The 16,701-nt window shown below is 63.3% G+C and carries 19 protein-coding genes; 11 read left to right on the top strand and 8 right to left on the bottom strand.

Annotation, left to right across the window (positions count from 1 at the left end):
* Positions 1 to 72 precede the first annotated feature (72 nt).
* The 3 genes from C5F70_RS05985 to arsC are packed head-to-tail and all read right to left on the bottom strand — an operon-like array spanning position 73 to position 1,440.
* On the bottom strand, positions 73 to 492 hold the full coding sequence (locus C5F70_RS05985; protein WP_017848026.1) for a DUF2069 domain-containing protein: 420 nt from the start codon (positions 490 to 492) through the stop codon (positions 73 to 75).
* On the bottom strand, positions 476 to 1,090 hold the full coding sequence (gene wrbA / locus C5F70_RS05990; RefSeq protein WP_046485241.1) for an NAD(P)H:quinone oxidoreductase: 615 nt from the start codon (positions 1,088 to 1,090) through the stop codon (positions 476 to 478). Before wrbA ends, C5F70_RS05985 begins: the two co-directional genes overlap by 17 nt.
* On the bottom strand, positions 1,087 to 1,440 hold the full coding sequence (arsC, locus tag C5F70_RS05995; RefSeq protein WP_017848024.1) for an arsenate reductase (glutaredoxin): 354 nt from the start codon (positions 1,438 to 1,440) through the stop codon (positions 1,087 to 1,089). Before arsC ends, wrbA begins: the two co-directional genes overlap by 4 nt.
* Before the next feature lie 115 nt (positions 1,441 to 1,555).
* Here arsC and C5F70_RS06000 point away from each other — a divergent pair, with 115 nt between their 5' ends.
* Positions 1,556 to 2,017: a TlpA disulfide reductase family protein gene (locus C5F70_RS06000; protein WP_017848023.1), complete on the top strand. Its 462-nt coding sequence runs from the start codon at positions 1,556 to 1,558 to the stop codon at positions 2,015 to 2,017.
* 115 nt (positions 2,018 to 2,132) lie between these two features.
* Here C5F70_RS06000 and C5F70_RS06005 read toward each other — a convergent pair whose 3' ends face one another.
* The 4 genes from C5F70_RS06005 to C5F70_RS06020 form a co-directional block, all read right to left on the bottom strand.
* On the bottom strand, positions 2,133 to 2,537 hold the full coding sequence (locus C5F70_RS06005; protein WP_104902887.1) for an META domain-containing protein: 405 nt from the start codon (positions 2,535 to 2,537) through the stop codon (positions 2,133 to 2,135).
* Entirely contained in the window at positions 2,534 to 2,974 is a 441-nt protein-coding gene (locus C5F70_RS06010) for a hypothetical protein (RefSeq protein ID WP_017848021.1), read from the bottom strand. Before C5F70_RS06010 ends, C5F70_RS06005 begins: the two co-directional genes overlap by 4 nt.
* Before the next feature lie 71 nt (positions 2,975 to 3,045).
* On the bottom strand, positions 3,046 to 4,035 hold the full coding sequence (locus tag C5F70_RS06015) for a 2-hydroxyacid dehydrogenase (protein ID WP_017848020.1): 990 nt from the start codon (positions 4,033 to 4,035) through the stop codon (positions 3,046 to 3,048).
* Positions 4,036 to 4,109: 74 nt separating this feature from the next.
* Positions 4,110 to 6,863 (bottom strand): response regulator, encoded by a 2,754-nt coding sequence (locus tag C5F70_RS06020; RefSeq protein WP_046382920.1) that lies wholly within the window; start codon positions 6,861 to 6,863, stop codon positions 4,110 to 4,112.
* A gap of 204 nt (positions 6,864 to 7,067) precedes the next feature.
* Between C5F70_RS06020 and C5F70_RS06025 the strand changes: the two genes are divergently transcribed.
* Both C5F70_RS06025 and C5F70_RS06030 read left to right on the top strand, forming a co-directional pair.
* On the top strand, positions 7,068 to 7,796 hold the full coding sequence (locus C5F70_RS06025) for a response regulator transcription factor (protein WP_104902888.1): 729 nt from the start codon (positions 7,068 to 7,070) through the stop codon (positions 7,794 to 7,796).
* Positions 7,783 to 9,153: a sensor histidine kinase gene (locus tag C5F70_RS06030; protein ID WP_104902889.1), complete on the top strand. Its 1,371-nt coding sequence runs from the start codon at positions 7,783 to 7,785 to the stop codon at positions 9,151 to 9,153. Before C5F70_RS06025 ends, C5F70_RS06030 begins: the two co-directional genes overlap by 14 nt.
* Positions 9,154 to 9,156: 3 nt before the next feature.
* On the opposite strand, the gene C5F70_RS06035 is transcribed toward C5F70_RS06030, so the two are convergent.
* A complete protein-coding gene (locus tag C5F70_RS06035) occupies positions 9,157 to 9,672 on the bottom strand; it encodes a DUF2062 domain-containing protein (protein ID WP_017848016.1) in 516 nt (171 codons plus the stop codon).
* Positions 9,673 to 9,819: 147 nt separating this feature from the next.
* On the opposite strand from C5F70_RS06035, the gene C5F70_RS06040 reads away from it, so the two are divergent.
* From C5F70_RS06040 to murB, 8 genes are all read left to right on the top strand, one after another.
* On the top strand, positions 9,820 to 12,033 hold the full coding sequence (locus C5F70_RS06040) for a DNA internalization-related competence protein ComEC/Rec2 (protein WP_104902890.1): 2,214 nt from the start codon (positions 9,820 to 9,822) through the stop codon (positions 12,031 to 12,033).
* A 109-nt stretch (positions 12,034 to 12,142) separates the two neighbouring features.
* Positions 12,143 to 12,778, top strand: a complete 636-nt coding sequence (locus C5F70_RS06045; RefSeq protein WP_046382924.1) for a MotA/TolQ/ExbB proton channel family protein — start codon at positions 12,143 to 12,145, stop codon at positions 12,776 to 12,778.
* Positions 12,775 to 13,203 (top strand): biopolymer transporter ExbD, encoded by a 429-nt coding sequence (locus tag C5F70_RS06050; RefSeq protein WP_046382925.1) that lies wholly within the window; start codon positions 12,775 to 12,777, stop codon positions 13,201 to 13,203. The genes C5F70_RS06045 and C5F70_RS06050 overlap by 4 nt, the downstream gene beginning before the upstream one ends.
* Positions 13,203 to 14,213: a tetraacyldisaccharide 4'-kinase gene (lpxK, locus tag C5F70_RS06055; protein ID WP_104902891.1), complete on the top strand. Its 1,011-nt coding sequence runs from the start codon at positions 13,203 to 13,205 to the stop codon at positions 14,211 to 14,213. Before C5F70_RS06050 ends, lpxK begins: the two co-directional genes overlap by 1 nt.
* A 23-nt stretch (positions 14,214 to 14,236) precedes the next feature.
* On the top strand, positions 14,237 to 14,422 hold the full coding sequence (locus C5F70_RS06060; protein WP_003174668.1) for a Trm112 family protein: 186 nt from the start codon (positions 14,237 to 14,239) through the stop codon (positions 14,420 to 14,422).
* Entirely contained in the window at positions 14,419 to 15,183 is a 765-nt protein-coding gene (kdsB, locus tag C5F70_RS06065; protein ID WP_017848011.1) for a 3-deoxy-manno-octulosonate cytidylyltransferase, read from the top strand. The genes C5F70_RS06060 and kdsB overlap by 4 nt, the downstream gene beginning before the upstream one ends.
* Entirely contained in the window at positions 15,183 to 15,647 is a 465-nt protein-coding gene (locus C5F70_RS06070; RefSeq protein ID WP_017848010.1) for a low molecular weight protein-tyrosine-phosphatase, read from the top strand. The genes kdsB and C5F70_RS06070 overlap by 1 nt, the downstream gene beginning before the upstream one ends.
* A complete protein-coding gene (gene murB / locus C5F70_RS06075; protein ID WP_017848009.1) occupies positions 15,644 to 16,663 on the top strand; it encodes a UDP-N-acetylmuramate dehydrogenase in 1,020 nt (339 codons plus the stop codon). The genes C5F70_RS06070 and murB overlap by 4 nt, the downstream gene beginning before the upstream one ends.
* Positions 16,664 to 16,701: the final 38 nt, after the last annotated feature.

Here is a 16,701-nt window from a genome sequence, read left to right on the forward strand (position 1 = left end):
GCCATCGTGGGCAAGCCCACTCCCACAGGAAACTGCATTCCAGATGTGGGGCTTGCCCGCGATGACGGCGGGTCAGGCTGGCTGACCCTCGCCGGCCAAGCGCCGATCCAACTGGAACCGCCAGCGCACATACAGCAGCGCCGTACAGAACAGCGCCAGGCTCGCCAGCATTTCCAGCACGCCGAACCACTGGCGGTTCGGGTCATACGCCGCCAGTGCGCCCTTGATGAAATACAGGTTCACCACAAAGCACATCCACGAATGCCCGCGTGCGCTGCCGATCAGTATCCCCGGCGCCAGCACCAGCAGCGGCACCAGTTCGATCAGCAGGATCACCCACGGCCGTGCGCCGTGCAGGTCGGCGACGAACAGGTAATACACGCAGAGCAGGCCCACCAGGCCGAAAAACGCCAGCAGGCTCAGCGCGCGTGCGACTTTGACCCGCGGCTCCAGCCACGCCTGGGGTGGCAGGATCTTAGGTTTTTTGGCCACGGCCGTTCTCCAGCAACGCAGCGGTTTTCGCCAGGCGCAGGCCGAGGGCCTTGCACAGGGCGATTTCATGTTGATCCAGCAGGCGCTTGCCGTCGGGGCCAGCATGGTGGCTGGCGCCATAAGGCGTACCGCCACCCTGGGTGTCGAGCAGCGCTTGTTCGCTATAGGGCAGGCCGGTGATCAGCATGCCGTGGTGCAGCAGCGGCAGCAGCATCGACATCAGCGTGGTCTCCTGGCCGCCGTGCAGGCTGGCGGTGGAGGTGAACACCCCGGCCGGTTTGCCGACCAGGGCGCCGGTCAGCCACAGGTTACTGGTGCCGTCGATAAAGTACTTCAACGGCGCGGCCATATTGCCGAAGCGGGTCGGGCTGCCCAGGGCCAGGCCTGAACAGTTCTTCAGATCATCCAGGCTGGCGTACAGCGCGCCTTCGGCCGGAATGCTCGGCGCTACGGCTTCGCACTCGCTGGAGATCGCCGGTACGGTGCGCAGGCGCGCTTCCATCCCGCCTTGTTCGATGCCCCGGGCAATGTGCCGGGCCATTTCGCTGACCGAGCCGTTGCGGCTGTAATACAACACCAGCACATACGGCGCACTCACGGCAGGATCTCCAGCACGCTCTCCGGTGGGCGGCCGATGATGGCTTTGTCGGGGGTTTCGAGGATCGGACGTTCCATCAACTTGGGGTGCTCGGCGATGGCGGCGATCAACTGTGTTTCGCTGAGCGTCGCGTCTGCCAGGTTGAGGGTTTTGTATTCCTCTTCGCCGGTGCGCAGCAATTGGCGTGCGCTGATCCCCAGTTTGCCCAGCAGGGCCTTCAGTTGCGCGGCATTCAGCGGGGTTTCCAGGTAGCGCACCACCGTCGGCGCGAGGCCGCGTGCTTCCAGCAGTTCGAGCGCTCCGCGGGATTTCGAGCAGCGCGGGTTGTGATAAAGCGTCAGATCGGTCATGTGCGGGTCGCATCTTGCGTAAGGTGGCGGGTATTCTACCTGCGCTGCGCCCGGTCCTTAAACCGTAAGAGGCGATCCGTCGCAGCCAACGTTCATTTTTGCGAAGGATTACCCCATGACAAGGCGACTGATCGGTGCATTGGCGATCATCACAACCCTGCTGCTCAGCGGCTGCGGTAATGACTACGGCGTTGACCAATATGGCCAGAAAGTGGCGGCCGAACGCCTGGACAAGCAATGGCTGGTGGTCAACTACTGGGCGGAATGGTGTGGCCCGTGCCGCACGGAAATCCCGGAGCTCAATGCCTTGGCTGAACAGCTCAAAGGGCAGAACGTCGGCGTGTTCGGGGTCAATTTCGACAATGTGCAGGGCGCGGAACTGAAGGAAGCCAGTGACAAGCTGGGCATCAAGTTCACCGTGCTGGCGCAGAACCCGGACGGGATCTTTGATATTCCACGCAGCGAAGCGTTGCCGGTGACTTACATCATCGACGACAAGGGCAAGGTGCGTGAGCAGTTGATGGGCGAACAGACGGCGCAAGGCGTGCTGGCCAAGCTCAAGGCCCTGCGCGGTTGAACATGTGGGAGGGGGCTTGCTCCAGATGGCGGTGTGTCAGCCAACATATTCGGTACTGACATAGCGCAATCGGGAGCAAGCCCCCTCCCACAGTTAGATCCCATTGAGCCTGCTATCAGCCTTCTTCCAGCCACAGGCGGATAGGCTTGCCTTCGGCCGGCCAGAAGCGGGTCTGCTCGATCGGCGAGATGTCCCAGCGCTCAACGCCTTGCAGGGCCTGGAAGAAGCGGTGTTCCTGCTCCATCAGGGCGTCGCCGCAGAGTTTGCGGGTACTGCCGATCTTGCCGAAGCTGAGTTTGTCGCCCTCCACGGTGTACGGTGCGAACCAGTGGTTGCACCCGCCGTTGCCGTAGGCGCGCCCATCGGCGCCCAGGGTGACACTCAGGTGCGCGTAATCCATCAGCGGCCGCTCACCGATCCATTCCACCACGTAGCTGTGATCCCGCTCGAGCTTTACCGCATCGCCAGCGCAGCCCATCAGGCTCGCGCCGACGACGGCCAGCAGAAGCAGGCCTTTCATTGCGCGGCCTTCTGGCATTTCGGGCAGCGGTGCTTGGCGCCTTCGCTGGCCCAGCCCAACTCGGCAATGCGCGCATTGGCGGCCGGTTGCAGCGGTTCCTTGGTCAGCTTGGTCTCCACCGCGAATTCAAACTCCAGCACGGCCTCGCAGCTGTCGCAGTTGACCTTCCAGGTGTGAATCTCCAGTTCGCCGAACTTCGGCCCCTGGGCCATGGCGACCCACTGGCCTGCCGGGCGGATGGAGTAGCGCGCGTCACCTTCGACGGTGAGGCGCATCGACAGGGTTTTACTGCCGCGCAGGGTGACGATCAGTACGTCGCCATGCTTGATCGAACCACCGTTGCCGGTGACCTGATAGCGGCCCGGCACCAGGGCGCGGCATTCGATCAGGGTGTGTTGCGGGCTCAGCAAGCTGAAGCGGAAATCGTGTTCGGCCATGGTTCCTCCAAATAGGCGCGGCATCCTAGCACGCGCGCCTGCGGATCATGCGCCTGGTATGTGACCGCTGATCATCCGTCGACACGATTCTGCGCCCGGCCATCGGCCCAGGCCGCAATGTTGGCCAGGGTGGTCTCGGCGATCGCCGCCAGGGCTTCGCGGGTGAGAAATGCCTGGTGCGCGGTGATGATCACATTGGGGAACGTCAGCAGGCGCGCGAGCACGTCGTCCTGCAGGGGCAGGTCGGAGCGGTCCTCGAAAAACAGCTGGGCTTCTTCTTCATACACATCCAGCCCCAGGTAGCCGAGTTGGCCGTCCTTGAGCGCTTCGATCAGCGCAGGGGTGTCCACCAGGCCACCGCGCCCGGTGTTGATCAGCATCGCGCCGGGCTGCATCTGCGCCAGGGAGCGGGCGTTGATCAGGTGCTTGCTGTCGGTGGTGAGCGGGCAGTGCAGGCTGATGATCTGCGCTTCGGCCAGCAGCTCGGGCAGGCTCACATAGCGCGCACCGAGCGCTTGGACCAGCGGGTTGGGGAACGGGTCGTAGGCCAGCAGGTGGCAGCCGAAACCGGCCATGATCTTGGCGAAGGTGGCGCCGATCTGCCCGGTGCCGACCACGCCGACGGTCTTGCCGACAAGGTCGAAGCCGGTCAGGCCATGCAGGCTGAAATCGCCCTCGCGGGTGCGGTTGTAGGCACGGTGCAGGCGCCGGTTCAGGGCGAGAATCAGTGCCACGGCATGTTCGGCGACCGCATGAGGCGAGTACGCGGGCACACGCACGATGGTCAGGCCCAGGCGCTTGGCGGCGGCGAGGTCGACATGGTTGTAACCGGCCGAGCGCAGCGCGATCAAGCGGGTGCCGCCCGTGGCCAGGTGCTCCAGCACGGGCGCGCTGAGGTCATCGTTGATAAACGCGCAGACCACTTCGTGGCGTTCGGCCAGCGCCACGGTGTCGAGGGTGAGCCGGGCGGGCTGGAATTGCAGTTCCAGGCCGGGCGGCAGCGGCACGCCGAGAAAACTGTCGCGGTCGTAGGTCTGGCTGCTGAAAAGAATGACGCGCATGAAATAGCTCCCTGCAATGTACGTTTTGGTAACGCGGACCCTGTGGGATCGGGCCCGGCGTTGTAAAAAAAATCTCAGGCGCTGACCCGCGCTTCACTGGCCAACCGGGCAATGGCCATGTCCAGCTCGTCCAGCGCGGCCATGGCCTTGGCGTCGTCCTGCTTGAGCAGAGTTTCGGCGCGTTGGCAGGCGGCGCGCAGTTGCGGTACGCCGCAGTAGCGGGTGGCGCCATGCAGGCGATGGACGCGTTCGATCAAGGCATGGTTGTCATTGGCCTCACGGGCGAGGGTAATGGCCAGGCGGTCGGCTTCGAGGGAGGCGAGCAACATGGCGAGCATGTCCGCCGCCAGGTCCGCCTTGCCCGCGGCGAGCCGCAGTCCTTCCTCGTGGTCCAGCACCAGCAATCGCACGCCTGGGCCGAGGCCTTCGGTCGGGCGCTCCGGCCCTTGGTTGCGCAGGGCCAGGCCGGTCCATTTCAGCACCACCTGGGCCAATTGCCGCTCGCTGATGGGTTTGGTCAGGTAGTCGTCCATGCCGCTTTGCAGCAGCGCACGCTTTTCGTTGGCCATGGCGTGGGCGGTGAGGGCCACCACCGGCAGCGGTGTGCCGTGGCGCTCGCTTTCCCACTGGCGAATCGCCTCGGTGCTTTGACGACCGTCCATGCCGGGCATCTGCACGTCCATCAGCACCAGGTCGAAGGTTTCCTGCTGGACGGCATTGATGGCCGCATAGCCGCTTTCCACGGCCTGAACCTTGGCGCCCATGTCTTCCAGCAGGGTTTGCACCAGCAACAGGTTCGCCGGGTTGTCATCCACGCAGAGCACCCGAGGCGCGCGGCTGGACAACGGTTCGCCCGGTTCGCAGCGCGTGGGGCGCGGGCTGATCAGGTCGGTCAGGGCACGGCGCAGCTTGCGCGTACACGCGGGCTTGGCCTGCAACTGGCTGTTGGGGTTGGGCACCGACGGGCTGAACAGCATTTGCTCGGTGGTCGGGCACAGCACCAGCACCTTGCAGCCCAGGTGTTCGAGGTCCCACAGATGCTGGTTGAGGCGCTCGGGCGGGAGGTCATTGGCGGTGACGCCGAGTACCGCCAGGTCGATCGCCTGTTCGGTCTGATGCGCGCCGGTGATGCCGTTGGTCAGGCTTTCCAGGGTATTGAACGGCGTGACATCCAGGCCACAGTCTTCGAGCTGGTGTTGCAAGGCCTGGCGCGCCAGTTCGTGGTTTTCCAGCACGGCCACGCGGCGGCCGAGCAGCGGCGCGCAGGGCAGGTCTTCGACGTCGTCGCGGGTCTTGGGCAGGTTCAGGCTGATCCAGAATTCCGAGCCTTCGCCGGGTGTGCTGTCGACGCCGATTTCGCCGCCCATCTGCTCGATCAAGCGCTTGGAAATCACCAGGCCCAGGCCGGTGCCGCCCGGTTGGCGCGACAGCGAGTTGTCGGCCTGGCTGAACGCCTGGAACAGCGCGCGCACGTCCTGGTTGGACAGGCCGATGCCGGTGTCCTGCACGCTGATGCGCAGTTGCACACTGTCTTCTTGTTCATCCTCGATCATCGCCCGGGCCACGATGGTGCCTTCGCGGGTGAACTTGATCGCATTGCTGATCAGGTTGGTCAGGATCTGCTTGAGGCGCAGCGGGTCACCCACCAATGCCAGCGGCGTGTCGCGGTACACCAGGCTCACCAGTTCCAGCTGTTTGGCGTGGGCGGCGGGGGCGAGGATGGTCAGGGTGTCTTGCAGCAGGTCACGCAGGTTGAAGGGCACGCTGTCGAGTACCAGCTTGCCGGCTTCGATTTTCGAGAAATCGAGGATCTCGTTGATGATGCCCAGCAGGTTATCGGCGGACTTTTCGATGGTGCCCAGGTAATCCAGCTGACGCGGTGTCAGCTCGCTTTTTTGCAGCAGATGGGTGAAACCGAGGATGCCGTTGAGCGGGGTGCGGATTTCGTGGCTCATATTCGCCAGGAACTCCGACTTGATGCGACTGGCCTCCAGGGCTTCCTTGCGCGCCAGGTCTAGCTCGATGTTCTGGATCTCGATGGTTTCCAGGTTCTGGCGCACGTCTTCGGTGGCCTGGTCGATGCTGTGCTGCAGTTCTTCCCGGGCGTTCTGCAGGGTCTCGGCCATGCGGTTGATGCCTGAGGCAAGTTGGTCCAGCTCCTGGCTGCCCAGCGCCGGCAAGCGGGTTTCCAGGTTGCCGTCCTTGAGTTGGGCCACAGCTTGCTTGATCTGGCCGATCGGCGAATTGATGGTGCGGCTGATGCGCAGGGCCAAGGTCGCCGTGCAGATCAGGCCGATGGCGATCAGCAGCAGGCTGGCGAACAGGCTGCGATAACCGCGCAGCAACATGCCGTTGTGGGACAGTTCCACCTCGACCCAGCCAAGCAAGCGGTCGGATTCATCGGGAATCAGCTCGCCGGCAAGGTTGCGATGACGGCCAAACACCGGCAGCAGATAGCGCGTGGCGTCGTTACCGGTGCGCTGCAACAGGTGCGAGCTGTTACCCACCGGCGGCTGGTTGAGCATGGTCGGGCCGGCGTGGGCCATCGACGAGCGGTCCGGCGCAAGGAAGGAAACGGCGCGCACGTCCTGTTGTTCCAGGGATTGGGTGGCGATGCGTTCGAGCAGGTCGGCGTTCTTGCTGCTCAGCGCCGGAGCCACCAGTGGGGCCAACTGCTCGGCGATCATTTCGCCACGTTGCAGCAACTGGGATTGCAACTCCGAGAGCTGCATCCAGGTGAAATAGCCGCCCAACAACAAGGCCATCAGACTGGTCGGTAATAAGGTCAGCAACAGTACGCGGCCTTTTATCCCCATTCTTCTAAGCACGCCACTCTCCTGCTACCACGTTGTGATCGATCGCCCGTGCAGGCATCCGGCCCGCACCCCTGCGCAGTGTAGCCATTTGCGCGGCGTGGAATCTTGCAAATTAATGACAGCGGGCAATCTTCGGGCCATTTGGCGCGACGTGGCGATTGCCTGGCGCGGGGGAATCTTGAATAATCAGTGATTGAGAATGACTTGCAGGCGCTAATGAATCCCGTGGAAGTTGGTCTACCCACTATCCTGACCATCGAAGATGACCCCGTGCTGGGCGCCTATGTCCACGAGCATCTGGGGCGCTGTGGCTTTCAGGTCACGTGGTGTCGGAACGGCCAGCAAGGCCTGCAGATGGCCCGCGAGCACGTCTTCGACGTGGTGTTGATGGATATTCTGCTGCCGGGGCTGGACGGGCTGTCGATCCTCACGCATCTGCGCCAGAGCCATGCGGTCCCGGTGATCCTGGTGTCGGCCCTGGGCGCCGAAGCCGATCGCGTGAACGGCTTTCGCCTGGGTGCGGACGACTACCTGCCCAAGCCGTTCAGCATGATCGAGTTGCGCGTGCGTATTGAAGCCATCCTGCGCCGGGTGGCCCTGGATCGTCGTCCGCCGCTGAGTTTGCCGCCCGCGCGCGACGACGCCCGGAGCCTGCGCTTTGACGATGAACTGTCCGACGTCTTCTACCAGCAGCACTGGGCCGGGTTGACCCGCAGCGAGTACCGCCTGCTGCAGACCTTGCACAACAACGGCGAGGAAGTGCTGAGCAAAGCCTTCCTTTATCAGCACGTGCTGCAGCGCGGTTATGCGCCCCATGACCGCAGCCTCGATATGCATATCAGCCAGATTCGCCGCAAACTCAAGAGCATCGGCTATAGCGAGCGTGAAGTGCGTACCGTCTGGGGTAAGGGCTATGTGTTGAGCGGTCACGATGACGGCCTTTGAGGGGGGCTTGAAACGTCTGCCGGGCAGGCACTCGTTATTCTGGAAATTGGCCTGCCTGCTGATTGCTTTCTGCTTGTTGATGATCTGGCTCAGTTGGTCCTGGGGTCGGTACATGGAGCAGCAGAACGCTTATCTGTCCGACACCTCCCGCGAGATTCTCAGCGGTTATGCGGCGGGAGCGGAGTTGGCCTGGAGTACCCAGGGCGCTGACGGTGTGGACGCCTGGTTGCAACTGATGGCTGCGCGTGAGCGCACCTGGATCGGCGTGATCGGCAACGACCTGCAATCCCTCGCCAGCACGCCGTTGACCGACAAGGAAAGCCAGCGCCTGACTTTTCTGCGCGGCCTGGACTGGCCGGTCAGCCGCCACGCCAAAGGCCTGCCATGGTTGAAAATCCCGTTTCCCCTGGACCCCAGTGTCGGCTCGTTGGTGATCGAGTTGCCCCAGCGCTTTATGCCGGGGCGCTACCAACTGTTCTGGCGGGTGGTGACCAATGGCGTGATTCCCGGTCTGTTTACCCTGTTGTTGTGCATCGGCCTGTACCGGCTGCTGATCATGCCGCTCAATCAATTGCGCGAGCAGGCCAACGCTTGGCGTGCCGATCAATTGAACACGCGGCTGTCCCACGATGCCACCAGCCGCCAGGATGAGTTGGGCGAGCTGGGGCGGGCGTTTGACCATATGTCCGAGCGGTTGCAGGGCACGGTGGTATTGCAGCAACAGCTGTTGCGGGACATGTCCCATGAACTGCGCACCCCCCTGAGCCGTTTGCGCGTGGCCTGTGACAGCGAGCAGGATCTGGCGCAACTGCGTGAACGGCTGGGGCGGGAGATCGACGTCATGCAGCGCCTGGTCGAGGACAGCCTGCAATTGGCCTGGTTGGACACCGAGCGGACGCCGCTGCCTGTCGAAGACATTCAGGTTCAGGCGTTGTGGGACATGCTCAAGGACAACGCCTGTTTCGAAAGCGATTGGCCAGCCTCGCTGCTGCCATGCCTGCTGGGGCCGGATTGTTGGGTACGCGGCAATCTGAACGCCCTGGCCCAGGCGCTGGAAAATATCCTGCGCAACGCCATACGGCATTCACCTGCGGGCGGTGTCGTCAGCCTCGATGGGCGCCGTGATGGCGCATATTGGCACCTATGGCTGGAGGATCAGGGCGGGGGTATTGATGAACGCGATCTGGAACGGATCTTCGCGCCGTTCATCCGCCTGGACGGCTCACGGCCTGGCGACGGTGGCTTCGGGCTGGGGTTGAGCATCGCGCGCAATGCGGTGCAACGTCAGGACGGCAGCTTGTGGGCGGAGAATACCGGCCAGGGCTTGCGTGTGCATCTGCGTTTGTGGGCAGCCTAGGACTCAAGCGCGACGCAGTTTGCGTTTATTCCATTGGTGCGCGACCCACCAGCGCCAGTAACCCATGGTCAGGCAATAGGCCAGCGCGCCCAACACCACACCCAGTACCAGCGAGCCGAGCAGGAACGGCTGCCACAGCGTGCTCAACTGACCGCTGATCCACTCCCACGTCAGGTCGTCGGGCAGGCTGCGCGCCGGCACGTTCATCAGCCAGGCGCCGGTCATGTAGGTACACAGGAACACCACTGGCATGGTGATCGGGTTGGTCAGCCACACCAGGCTGATGGCAATCGGCATATTGCCCCGCACCGTGATCGCCAGCACCGCCGCCAAGAGCATCTGCAAGGGGATCGGGATAAACGCCGCAAACAGGCCTACCGCCATGGCGCGGGCTACCGAGTGCCGATTCAGGTGCCAGAGGTTCGGGTCATGCAGCAAGGTGCCCAGAAACTGTAATGACTTGTGTTCCCTGATACTGGTGGGGTCGGGCATGTACCGTTTGAATAAGCGCCGGGGCATAAGGGGTCCAGATCAAGTCGAGGGGCAAGTATGCGCGCATTCTATAAACAGAAAATTCAGACTTTGTGACAAAACATCATAGGCTGCGGCCGGGGGGCAGCTAAGACTGAATGGATCACGTCAAAGGAATGATCCATGAGGACAGGGATGTTCGCGCTTGCACTCGGGCTGCTTGCGCTGCGATTTCTACCCGCACTGCCGTCTGCCGGGATGCTGTTGGCCCTGGCAGTGGTGGCGTTGATGTTGCTGCCGTTTCGCACTTATCCGCTGGCGTTTTTCCTGTTCGGCTTGTGTTGGGCATGTGTGAGCGCGCAGTGGGCGCTGGATGACCGCTTGCGTCCGCCGCTCGACGGCCAGACGCGTTGGCTGGAGGGGCGTGTGAGCGGGTTGCCGCAGCAGACTGACAGCGGCGTGCGTTTCGAACTGAGCGACAGCCGGTCGCGCAACGCCCGCTTGCCCGCGCGCATTCGGCTGTACTGGCACGGTGGCCCACCGGTACGCAGCGGTGAGCGTTGGCGCCTCGCGGTGACGCTTAAACGTCCGTCGGGCCTGCTCAACTTCCATGGCGTCGACCATGAAGCCTGGCTGCTCGCCCAGCGCATCGGTGCCACCGGCTCGGTAAAGGACGGCGAACGCCTGGCGCCGGCCCGCAATGCTTGGCGCGACGCGGTCCGTCAGCGCTTGATGGCGGTGGACGCCCAAGGGCGCGAGGCGGGGCTGGCGGCCCTGGTGCTGGGGGACGGCTCCGGGCTGACGGCCGACGACTGGCGTGTCTTGCAGGACACCGGCACGGTGCATTTGCTGGTCATTTCCGGCCAGCACATTGGCCTGTTGGCGGGGTTGATCTATGCGCTCGTCGCCGCTCTGGCGCGCTACGGCTGCTGGCCGCGCACCTGGCCGTGGCTGCCGTGGGCATGTGGCCTGGCGTTTACCGCGGCGTTGGGGTACGGCCTGCTGGCGGGGTTCGGCGTGCCGGTGCAGCGCGCCTGTGTAATGGTGGGGCTGGTGTTGCTGTGGCGTTTGCGTTTCCGTCATCTGGGCATCTGGTGGCCGCTGTTGCTGGCGTTCAATGGCGTGCTGATCCTTGAACCCTTGGCCAGCTTGCAGCCGGGGTTCTGGTTGTCCTTTGCGGCCGTGGCGGTACTGGGGCTGACGTTCGGCGGTCGGTTAGGCCGCTGGAGTGCTTGGCAGGCATGGACCCGTCCGCAATGGTTGATAGCCATCGGTCTTTTCCCGGTGTTGCTGGTGCTGGGTTTGCCCATCAGCCTCAGTGCGCCGCTGGCCAATCTATTTGCGGTGCCGTGGATCAGCCTGGTGGTGTTGCCCCTGGCCCTGCTCGGGACGGCATTGCTGGCGGTGCCGTTCGTGGGCGCGGGCTTGTTGTGGCTGGCGGGTGGGGCGCTGGACGGCTTGTTCAACGCCCTGGCGCTGCTGGCGGGGCAATTGCCCGCGTGGATACCGGCCGAGGTGCCCATGGGCTATTGGCTGGTTAGCCTGGTCGGTGCGGTGTTGCTGTTGCTGCCCAAGGGTGTGCCGTTTCGGTTGCTCGGCTGGCCGATGCTGTTGTTGGCGGTGTTCCCGCCGCGCGAGCCGGTGCCTCACGGGCAGGTGGACGTACTGCAGCTGGATGTCGGGCAGGGGCTGGCGTTGATCCTGCGCACCCGCCATCACACCTTGCTCTACGATGCCGGCCCGCGCTCCGGGGCGGTCGATCTCGGCGCGCGGGTGGTGTTGCCGTCGCTGAAGAGGCTTGGGGTAGACGCTCTGGACATGATGTTACTGAGCCATGCCGATGCCGATCACGCCGGCGGTGCGGCGGCTGTCGCCCGTGGACTGCCGATCAAACGGGTCGTCGGTGGCGAAACCGAAGGGTTGCCGGCGCTTCTCGACACTCAGCCTTGTATCAGCGGTGAACAATGGGCGTGGGACGGCGTGTCCTTTGAATTATGGCAATGGCCAGACGCAGTTGATGGCAACCCGAAATCCTGTGTATTGCACGTACAGGCCAATGGCGAGCGCCTGCTGCTCACCGGCGATATCGATCGCGCCGCCGAGCAGGCGTTTCTGGCCTCGGCGCTGGCGGTGCCGACCGATTGGCTGCAAGCCCCTCACCATGGTAGCCGCAGTTCGTCATCCTGGCCGTTTCTGCAGCGGCTGGCGCCGAAGTCGGTGCTGATTTCCCGAGGGCGCGGCAATGCGTTCGGTCATCCTCATCCACAGGTGGTGGAGCGCTATCAAGCGTTGGGAACGCAGGTGTATGACAGCGCCGAACAGGGCGCGGTACGTTTGCGATTGGGCGCCTTCGCGCCACCGATTGTTGCGCGCAGTCAACGCCGCTTCTGGCGAGAAGCGCTACCGTAACCGCACGTTACCAATGGCCGAAGCCTGTGATCGGCGGGTCGTGGGTCGACGAGCCCCGCTGCCTGACCTATATGGTAAAGTGGCGCACTTTTTCGAGGGGACATTCACTGTGTGGGAATTGGTCAAATCCGGTGGCTGGATGATGTTGCCGATCATCTTGAGCTCCATCGCCGCACTCGGCATCGTTGCCGAACGCCTGTGGACCTTGCGCGCCAGCCGTGTCACGCCCGAGCATCTGCTGGGGCAGGTCTGGGGCTGGATCAAGAACAAGCAGCTCGACAAGCAGAAACTCAAGGAACTGCGTGCCAATTCACCCCTGGGTGAAATCCTCGCGGCCGGGCTGGCCAACTCCAAGCATGGTCGCGAGATCATGAAAGAGTGCATCGAAGAGGCCGCGGCGCGGGTCATCCATGAGCTGGAGCGTTATATCAACGCCCTCGGCACCATCGCCGCCATGGCACCGTTGCTCGGCCTGCTGGGCACGGTGCTGGGCATGATCGATATTTTCAGCTCGTTCATGGGCTCGGGCATGAGCACCAACGCCGCGGTGCTGGCCGGTGGTATCTCCAAGGCCCTGATCACCACGGCAGCGGGCCTGATGGTCGGTATTCCCTCGGTGTTCTTCCACCGTTTCCTGCAACGCCGGATCGATGAGTTGGTGGTCGGCATGGAGCAGGAAGCCATCAAACTGGTGGAAGTGGTGCAGGGCGACCGTGACGTGGACTTGGTCGGGGACAAAGCGTGAAATTTCGCCGCAAGCAACGGGAAAATGTTGATATCAACCTCGCGTCGCTGATCGACGTGGTGTTTATCCTGCTGCTGTTTTTTGTCGTGACCACCACCTTTACGCGGCAGACCCAGCTGCGGGTCGATTTGCCGGAAGCGGTCAGCGGCTCGCCGGCCGAGGACCAGGAAGTCAAGCAACTGGATATCGCCATCAGTGCCGACGGCGTGTTTTCGGTGAATAACCAGTTGCTCGAGAAGAACGACCTCAACAGCCTGATGGAGGCCCTGCAGAAAGAGTCCGGTGGCGATACCAAGATGCCGCTGTCGATCAGTGCCGATGGCAAGACCCAGCACCAGGCTGTCATTACTGCGATGGACGCTGCCGGCAAGCTGGGGTTCAGCCACTTGCGCATGAGCACCGTCGAGGCGGTGAGCCAACCCTGATGGCCATGTCCGATCGCTTGCTCAAGGCCTGGTACGAAGGCCATCCGGCGCTGACGTTGCTGCGGCCGCTGGAGTCGCTGTATCGCGCGGTGGTGCAGCGCAAGCGCGCGCGCTTCCTGGCGGGCGAGGGCGAGATCTACCAATCGCCGGTGCCGGTGGTGGTGGTCGGCAATATCACCGTGGGCGGGACTGGCAAGACGCCGTTGATCCTGTGGTTGATCGAGCATTGCCAGCGCAGAGGTTTGCGTGTGGGCGTGGTCAGTCGCGGGTATGGCGCGAAGCCACCGCAGTTGCCGTGGCGGGTCGAGGCCGGCCACGCTGCTGAAGTGGCTGGCGATGAACCCTTGCTGATCGTGCAGCGCTGCGGCGTCCCCTTGATGATCGACCCCGATCGCAGCCGCGCAGTGAAGACGCTGCTGGCCAGCGAAACCCTGGACCTGATCCTCTCCGACGACGGCCTGCAGCATTACCGCCTGGCTCGCGACCTTGAGCTGGTGCTGATCGACGCCGCCCGGGGCCTGGGCAATCGCCGCTGCCTGCCTGCCGGGCCGTTGCGCGAACCGGCGGAGCGCCTGAAGAGCGTGGATGCGCTGCTCTATAATGGCGCCGCGGCCGATCGCGAAGATGGTTTCGCCTTTCGTCTGCTGCCCACGGCGTTGATCAACTTGCAAACCGGCGAACGCCAGCCGGTCGATTACTTCCCGGCGGGCCAGCAGGTGCATGCGGTCGCCGGTATCGGCAACCCGCAACGTTTCTTCAACACCCTTGAAACGCTACACTGGCAGCCGATACCCCATGCTTTTGCCGACCATGCGTCCTACAGCGCGGAAGTCTTGAATTTCACGCCATCATTGCCGCTGGTCATGACCGAGAAGGACGCGGTGAAGTGCCGCGCCTTTGCCCAGTCCGACTGGTGGTACCTTGCGGTGGATGCGGTGCCGTCGCCAGCGTTTGTCGCCTGGTTCGACATGCAACTGATGCGTCTGTTGCCCGCCCGTCTCTTGCCTTAAACGCTTCATTCCAGGAAACACTCATGGACACCAAACTGCTCGACATCCTCGCTTGCCCGATCTGCAAAGGCCCACTCAAGCTCAGCGCGGACAAGACCGAACTGATCAGCAAAGGCGCCGGCCTGGCTTACCCGATCCGTGATGGCATCCCGGTGATGCTGGAAAGCGAAGCCCGCACGCTGACCACCGACGAGCGCCTGGATAAATGACTACAGCCTTTACCGTTGTCATTCCATCGCGCTACGCCTCGACCCGCTTGCCGGGTAAACCGCTGCAACTGATCGGCAACAAGCCGATGATTCAGCTGGTGTGGGAACAGGCCTGCAAAAGCAGCGCCGAACGCGTGGTGGTGGCCACCGATGATCCGCGCATTATCGATGCGTGCAAAACCTTCGGTGCCGAAGCGGTTCTGACCCGCGAAGACCATAATTCCGGCACCGACCGCCTGGCCGAAGTGGCCACACAACTTGGCCTGGCGCCTGATGCCATCGTGGTCAATGTGCAAGGTGACGAGCCGTTGATCCCGCCGCGCGTGATCGACCAGGTGGCCGCGAACCTGGCGGCCCATGGCGAAGCGCGCATGGCGACCCTGGCCGAGCCCATCGAAGACATTGAAACGCTGTTCAACCCGAACGTGGTCAAGGTGGTCAGCGACATCAACGGCCTGGCGCTGACATTCAGCCGCTCGACGTTGCCCTGGGCGCGGGATGCTTTTGCCAGGCATCCTGACCGGTTGCCAGAAGGCGTGCCGTACCGCCGTCACATCGGTATCTATGCCTACCGTGCCGGTTTCCTGCATGACTTCGTCAGTTGGGGCCCGTGCTGGCTGGAAAACACCGAATCCCTGGAACAACTGCGTGCCCTGTGGCACGGCGTGCGTATCCATGTCGGCGATGCTCTGGAAGCACCGCCTGCGGGTGTTGATACCCACGAAGACCTCGAGCGCGTCCGCCGCCTGCTGGGGGCCTGATGGAGGTTCTGTTTGTCTGCCTGGGCAACATCTGCCGCTCGCCCACCGCTGAAGGCGTATTGCGCCATAAATTGCGCGAAGCGGGTTTGGCTGGCCAGGTCGACGTAGCGTCCGCCGGCACGGGGGAATGGCATATCGGCAACCCACCGGACTCACGCAGCCAACAGGCAGCGCGGCAGCGCGGTTACGATCTGTCGGCCCAGCGTGCGCAGCAGGTCTCCCGCGCCGACTTTGCGCGTTATGACCTGATCCTGGCCATGGACCACAGCAACCTGCGTAACCTCAAAGCGATGCAGCCGGGGCAGGGCAAGGCCGAGCTCGACCTGTTCCTGCGCCGCTACGACTCTGAAGTGGACGAGGTGCCAGACCCTTACTACGAAGGCGAACAAGGCTTTGAGCGGGTCCTGGACCTGATCGAACGAGCCTGTGATTTATTGGTGATCGAATTGAAGGGGCGGTTATGACCTTGCAAGTGCTTGCGCAGGTATCGCTCAAGCCATTCAACAGCTTCGGCATCGACGTGCGTGCCCAGCTCTTCGCCGAGGCCCACAGCGACGCGGATGTTCGCGAGGCCCTGGCCTATGCCGCCGCCCAGGCAGTACCGCTGCTGGTGATCGGTGGTGGCAGCAACCTGCTGCTGACCCGGGACATTCCGGCCCTGGTATTGCGCATGGCGACCCAGGGTATTCGGGTGCTGCAGGATGACGGCCAGCATGTGGTGGTCGAGGCCGAAGCGGGCGAAGCCTGGCACCCGTTCGTGCTGTGGACCCTGGAACATGGCTTCTGCGGCCTCGAAAACCTCAGCCTGATCCCCGGCACCGTGGGCGCTGCACCGATGCAAAACATCGGCGCCTACGGAGTGGAGATCAAGGATGTGTTCGCCGGCTTGACGGCCCTGGATCGCCAGACCGGCGAGTTGCGTGATTTCAGCCTGGAAGAATGCAACTTCGCCTACCGGGACAGCCTGTTCAAACACGAAACCGGACGCTGGCTGATCCTGCGGGTGCGGTTTGCCCTGAGCCGCGTCAGCCACCTCAAGCTCGACTACGGCCCCGTGCAACAGCGCCTGGCCGGGCAGGGGATTACCGACGCCACCCCGAGCGATGTCAGCCGGGCGATCTGCGGCATCCGTCGGGAAAAACTGCCGGACCCCGCAGAGCTGGGCAATGCCGGCAGCTTCTTCAAAAACCCATTGGTGTCCCAGGCGCTGGCCGCCGAGCTGCAGGGCTTGTATCCGGACTTGGTGGCCTATCCCCAGGCCGACGGGCAGATGAAACTCGCTGCCGGCTGGTTGATCGACAAGGCCGGTTGGAAGGGCTTTCGTGATGGAGATGCCGGCGTGCATAAGATGCAGGCATTGGTGCTGGTCAACTACGGCGGCGCCACCGGGCATGACATCGCCAACCTGGCGCTACGTATCCAGCAGGATATTGCCCAGCGTTTCAAGGTCGATCTGGAGATGGAGCCCAACCAGTACTGAGCCCTGAACAAAGCGTCCTGAAACAAAAATGCCCCGTA

The organism is Pseudomonas sp. LH1G9 (assembly GCF_002949975.1).
Lineage (GTDB): Bacteria > Pseudomonadota > Gammaproteobacteria > Pseudomonadales > Pseudomonadaceae > Aquipseudomonas > Aquipseudomonas veronii.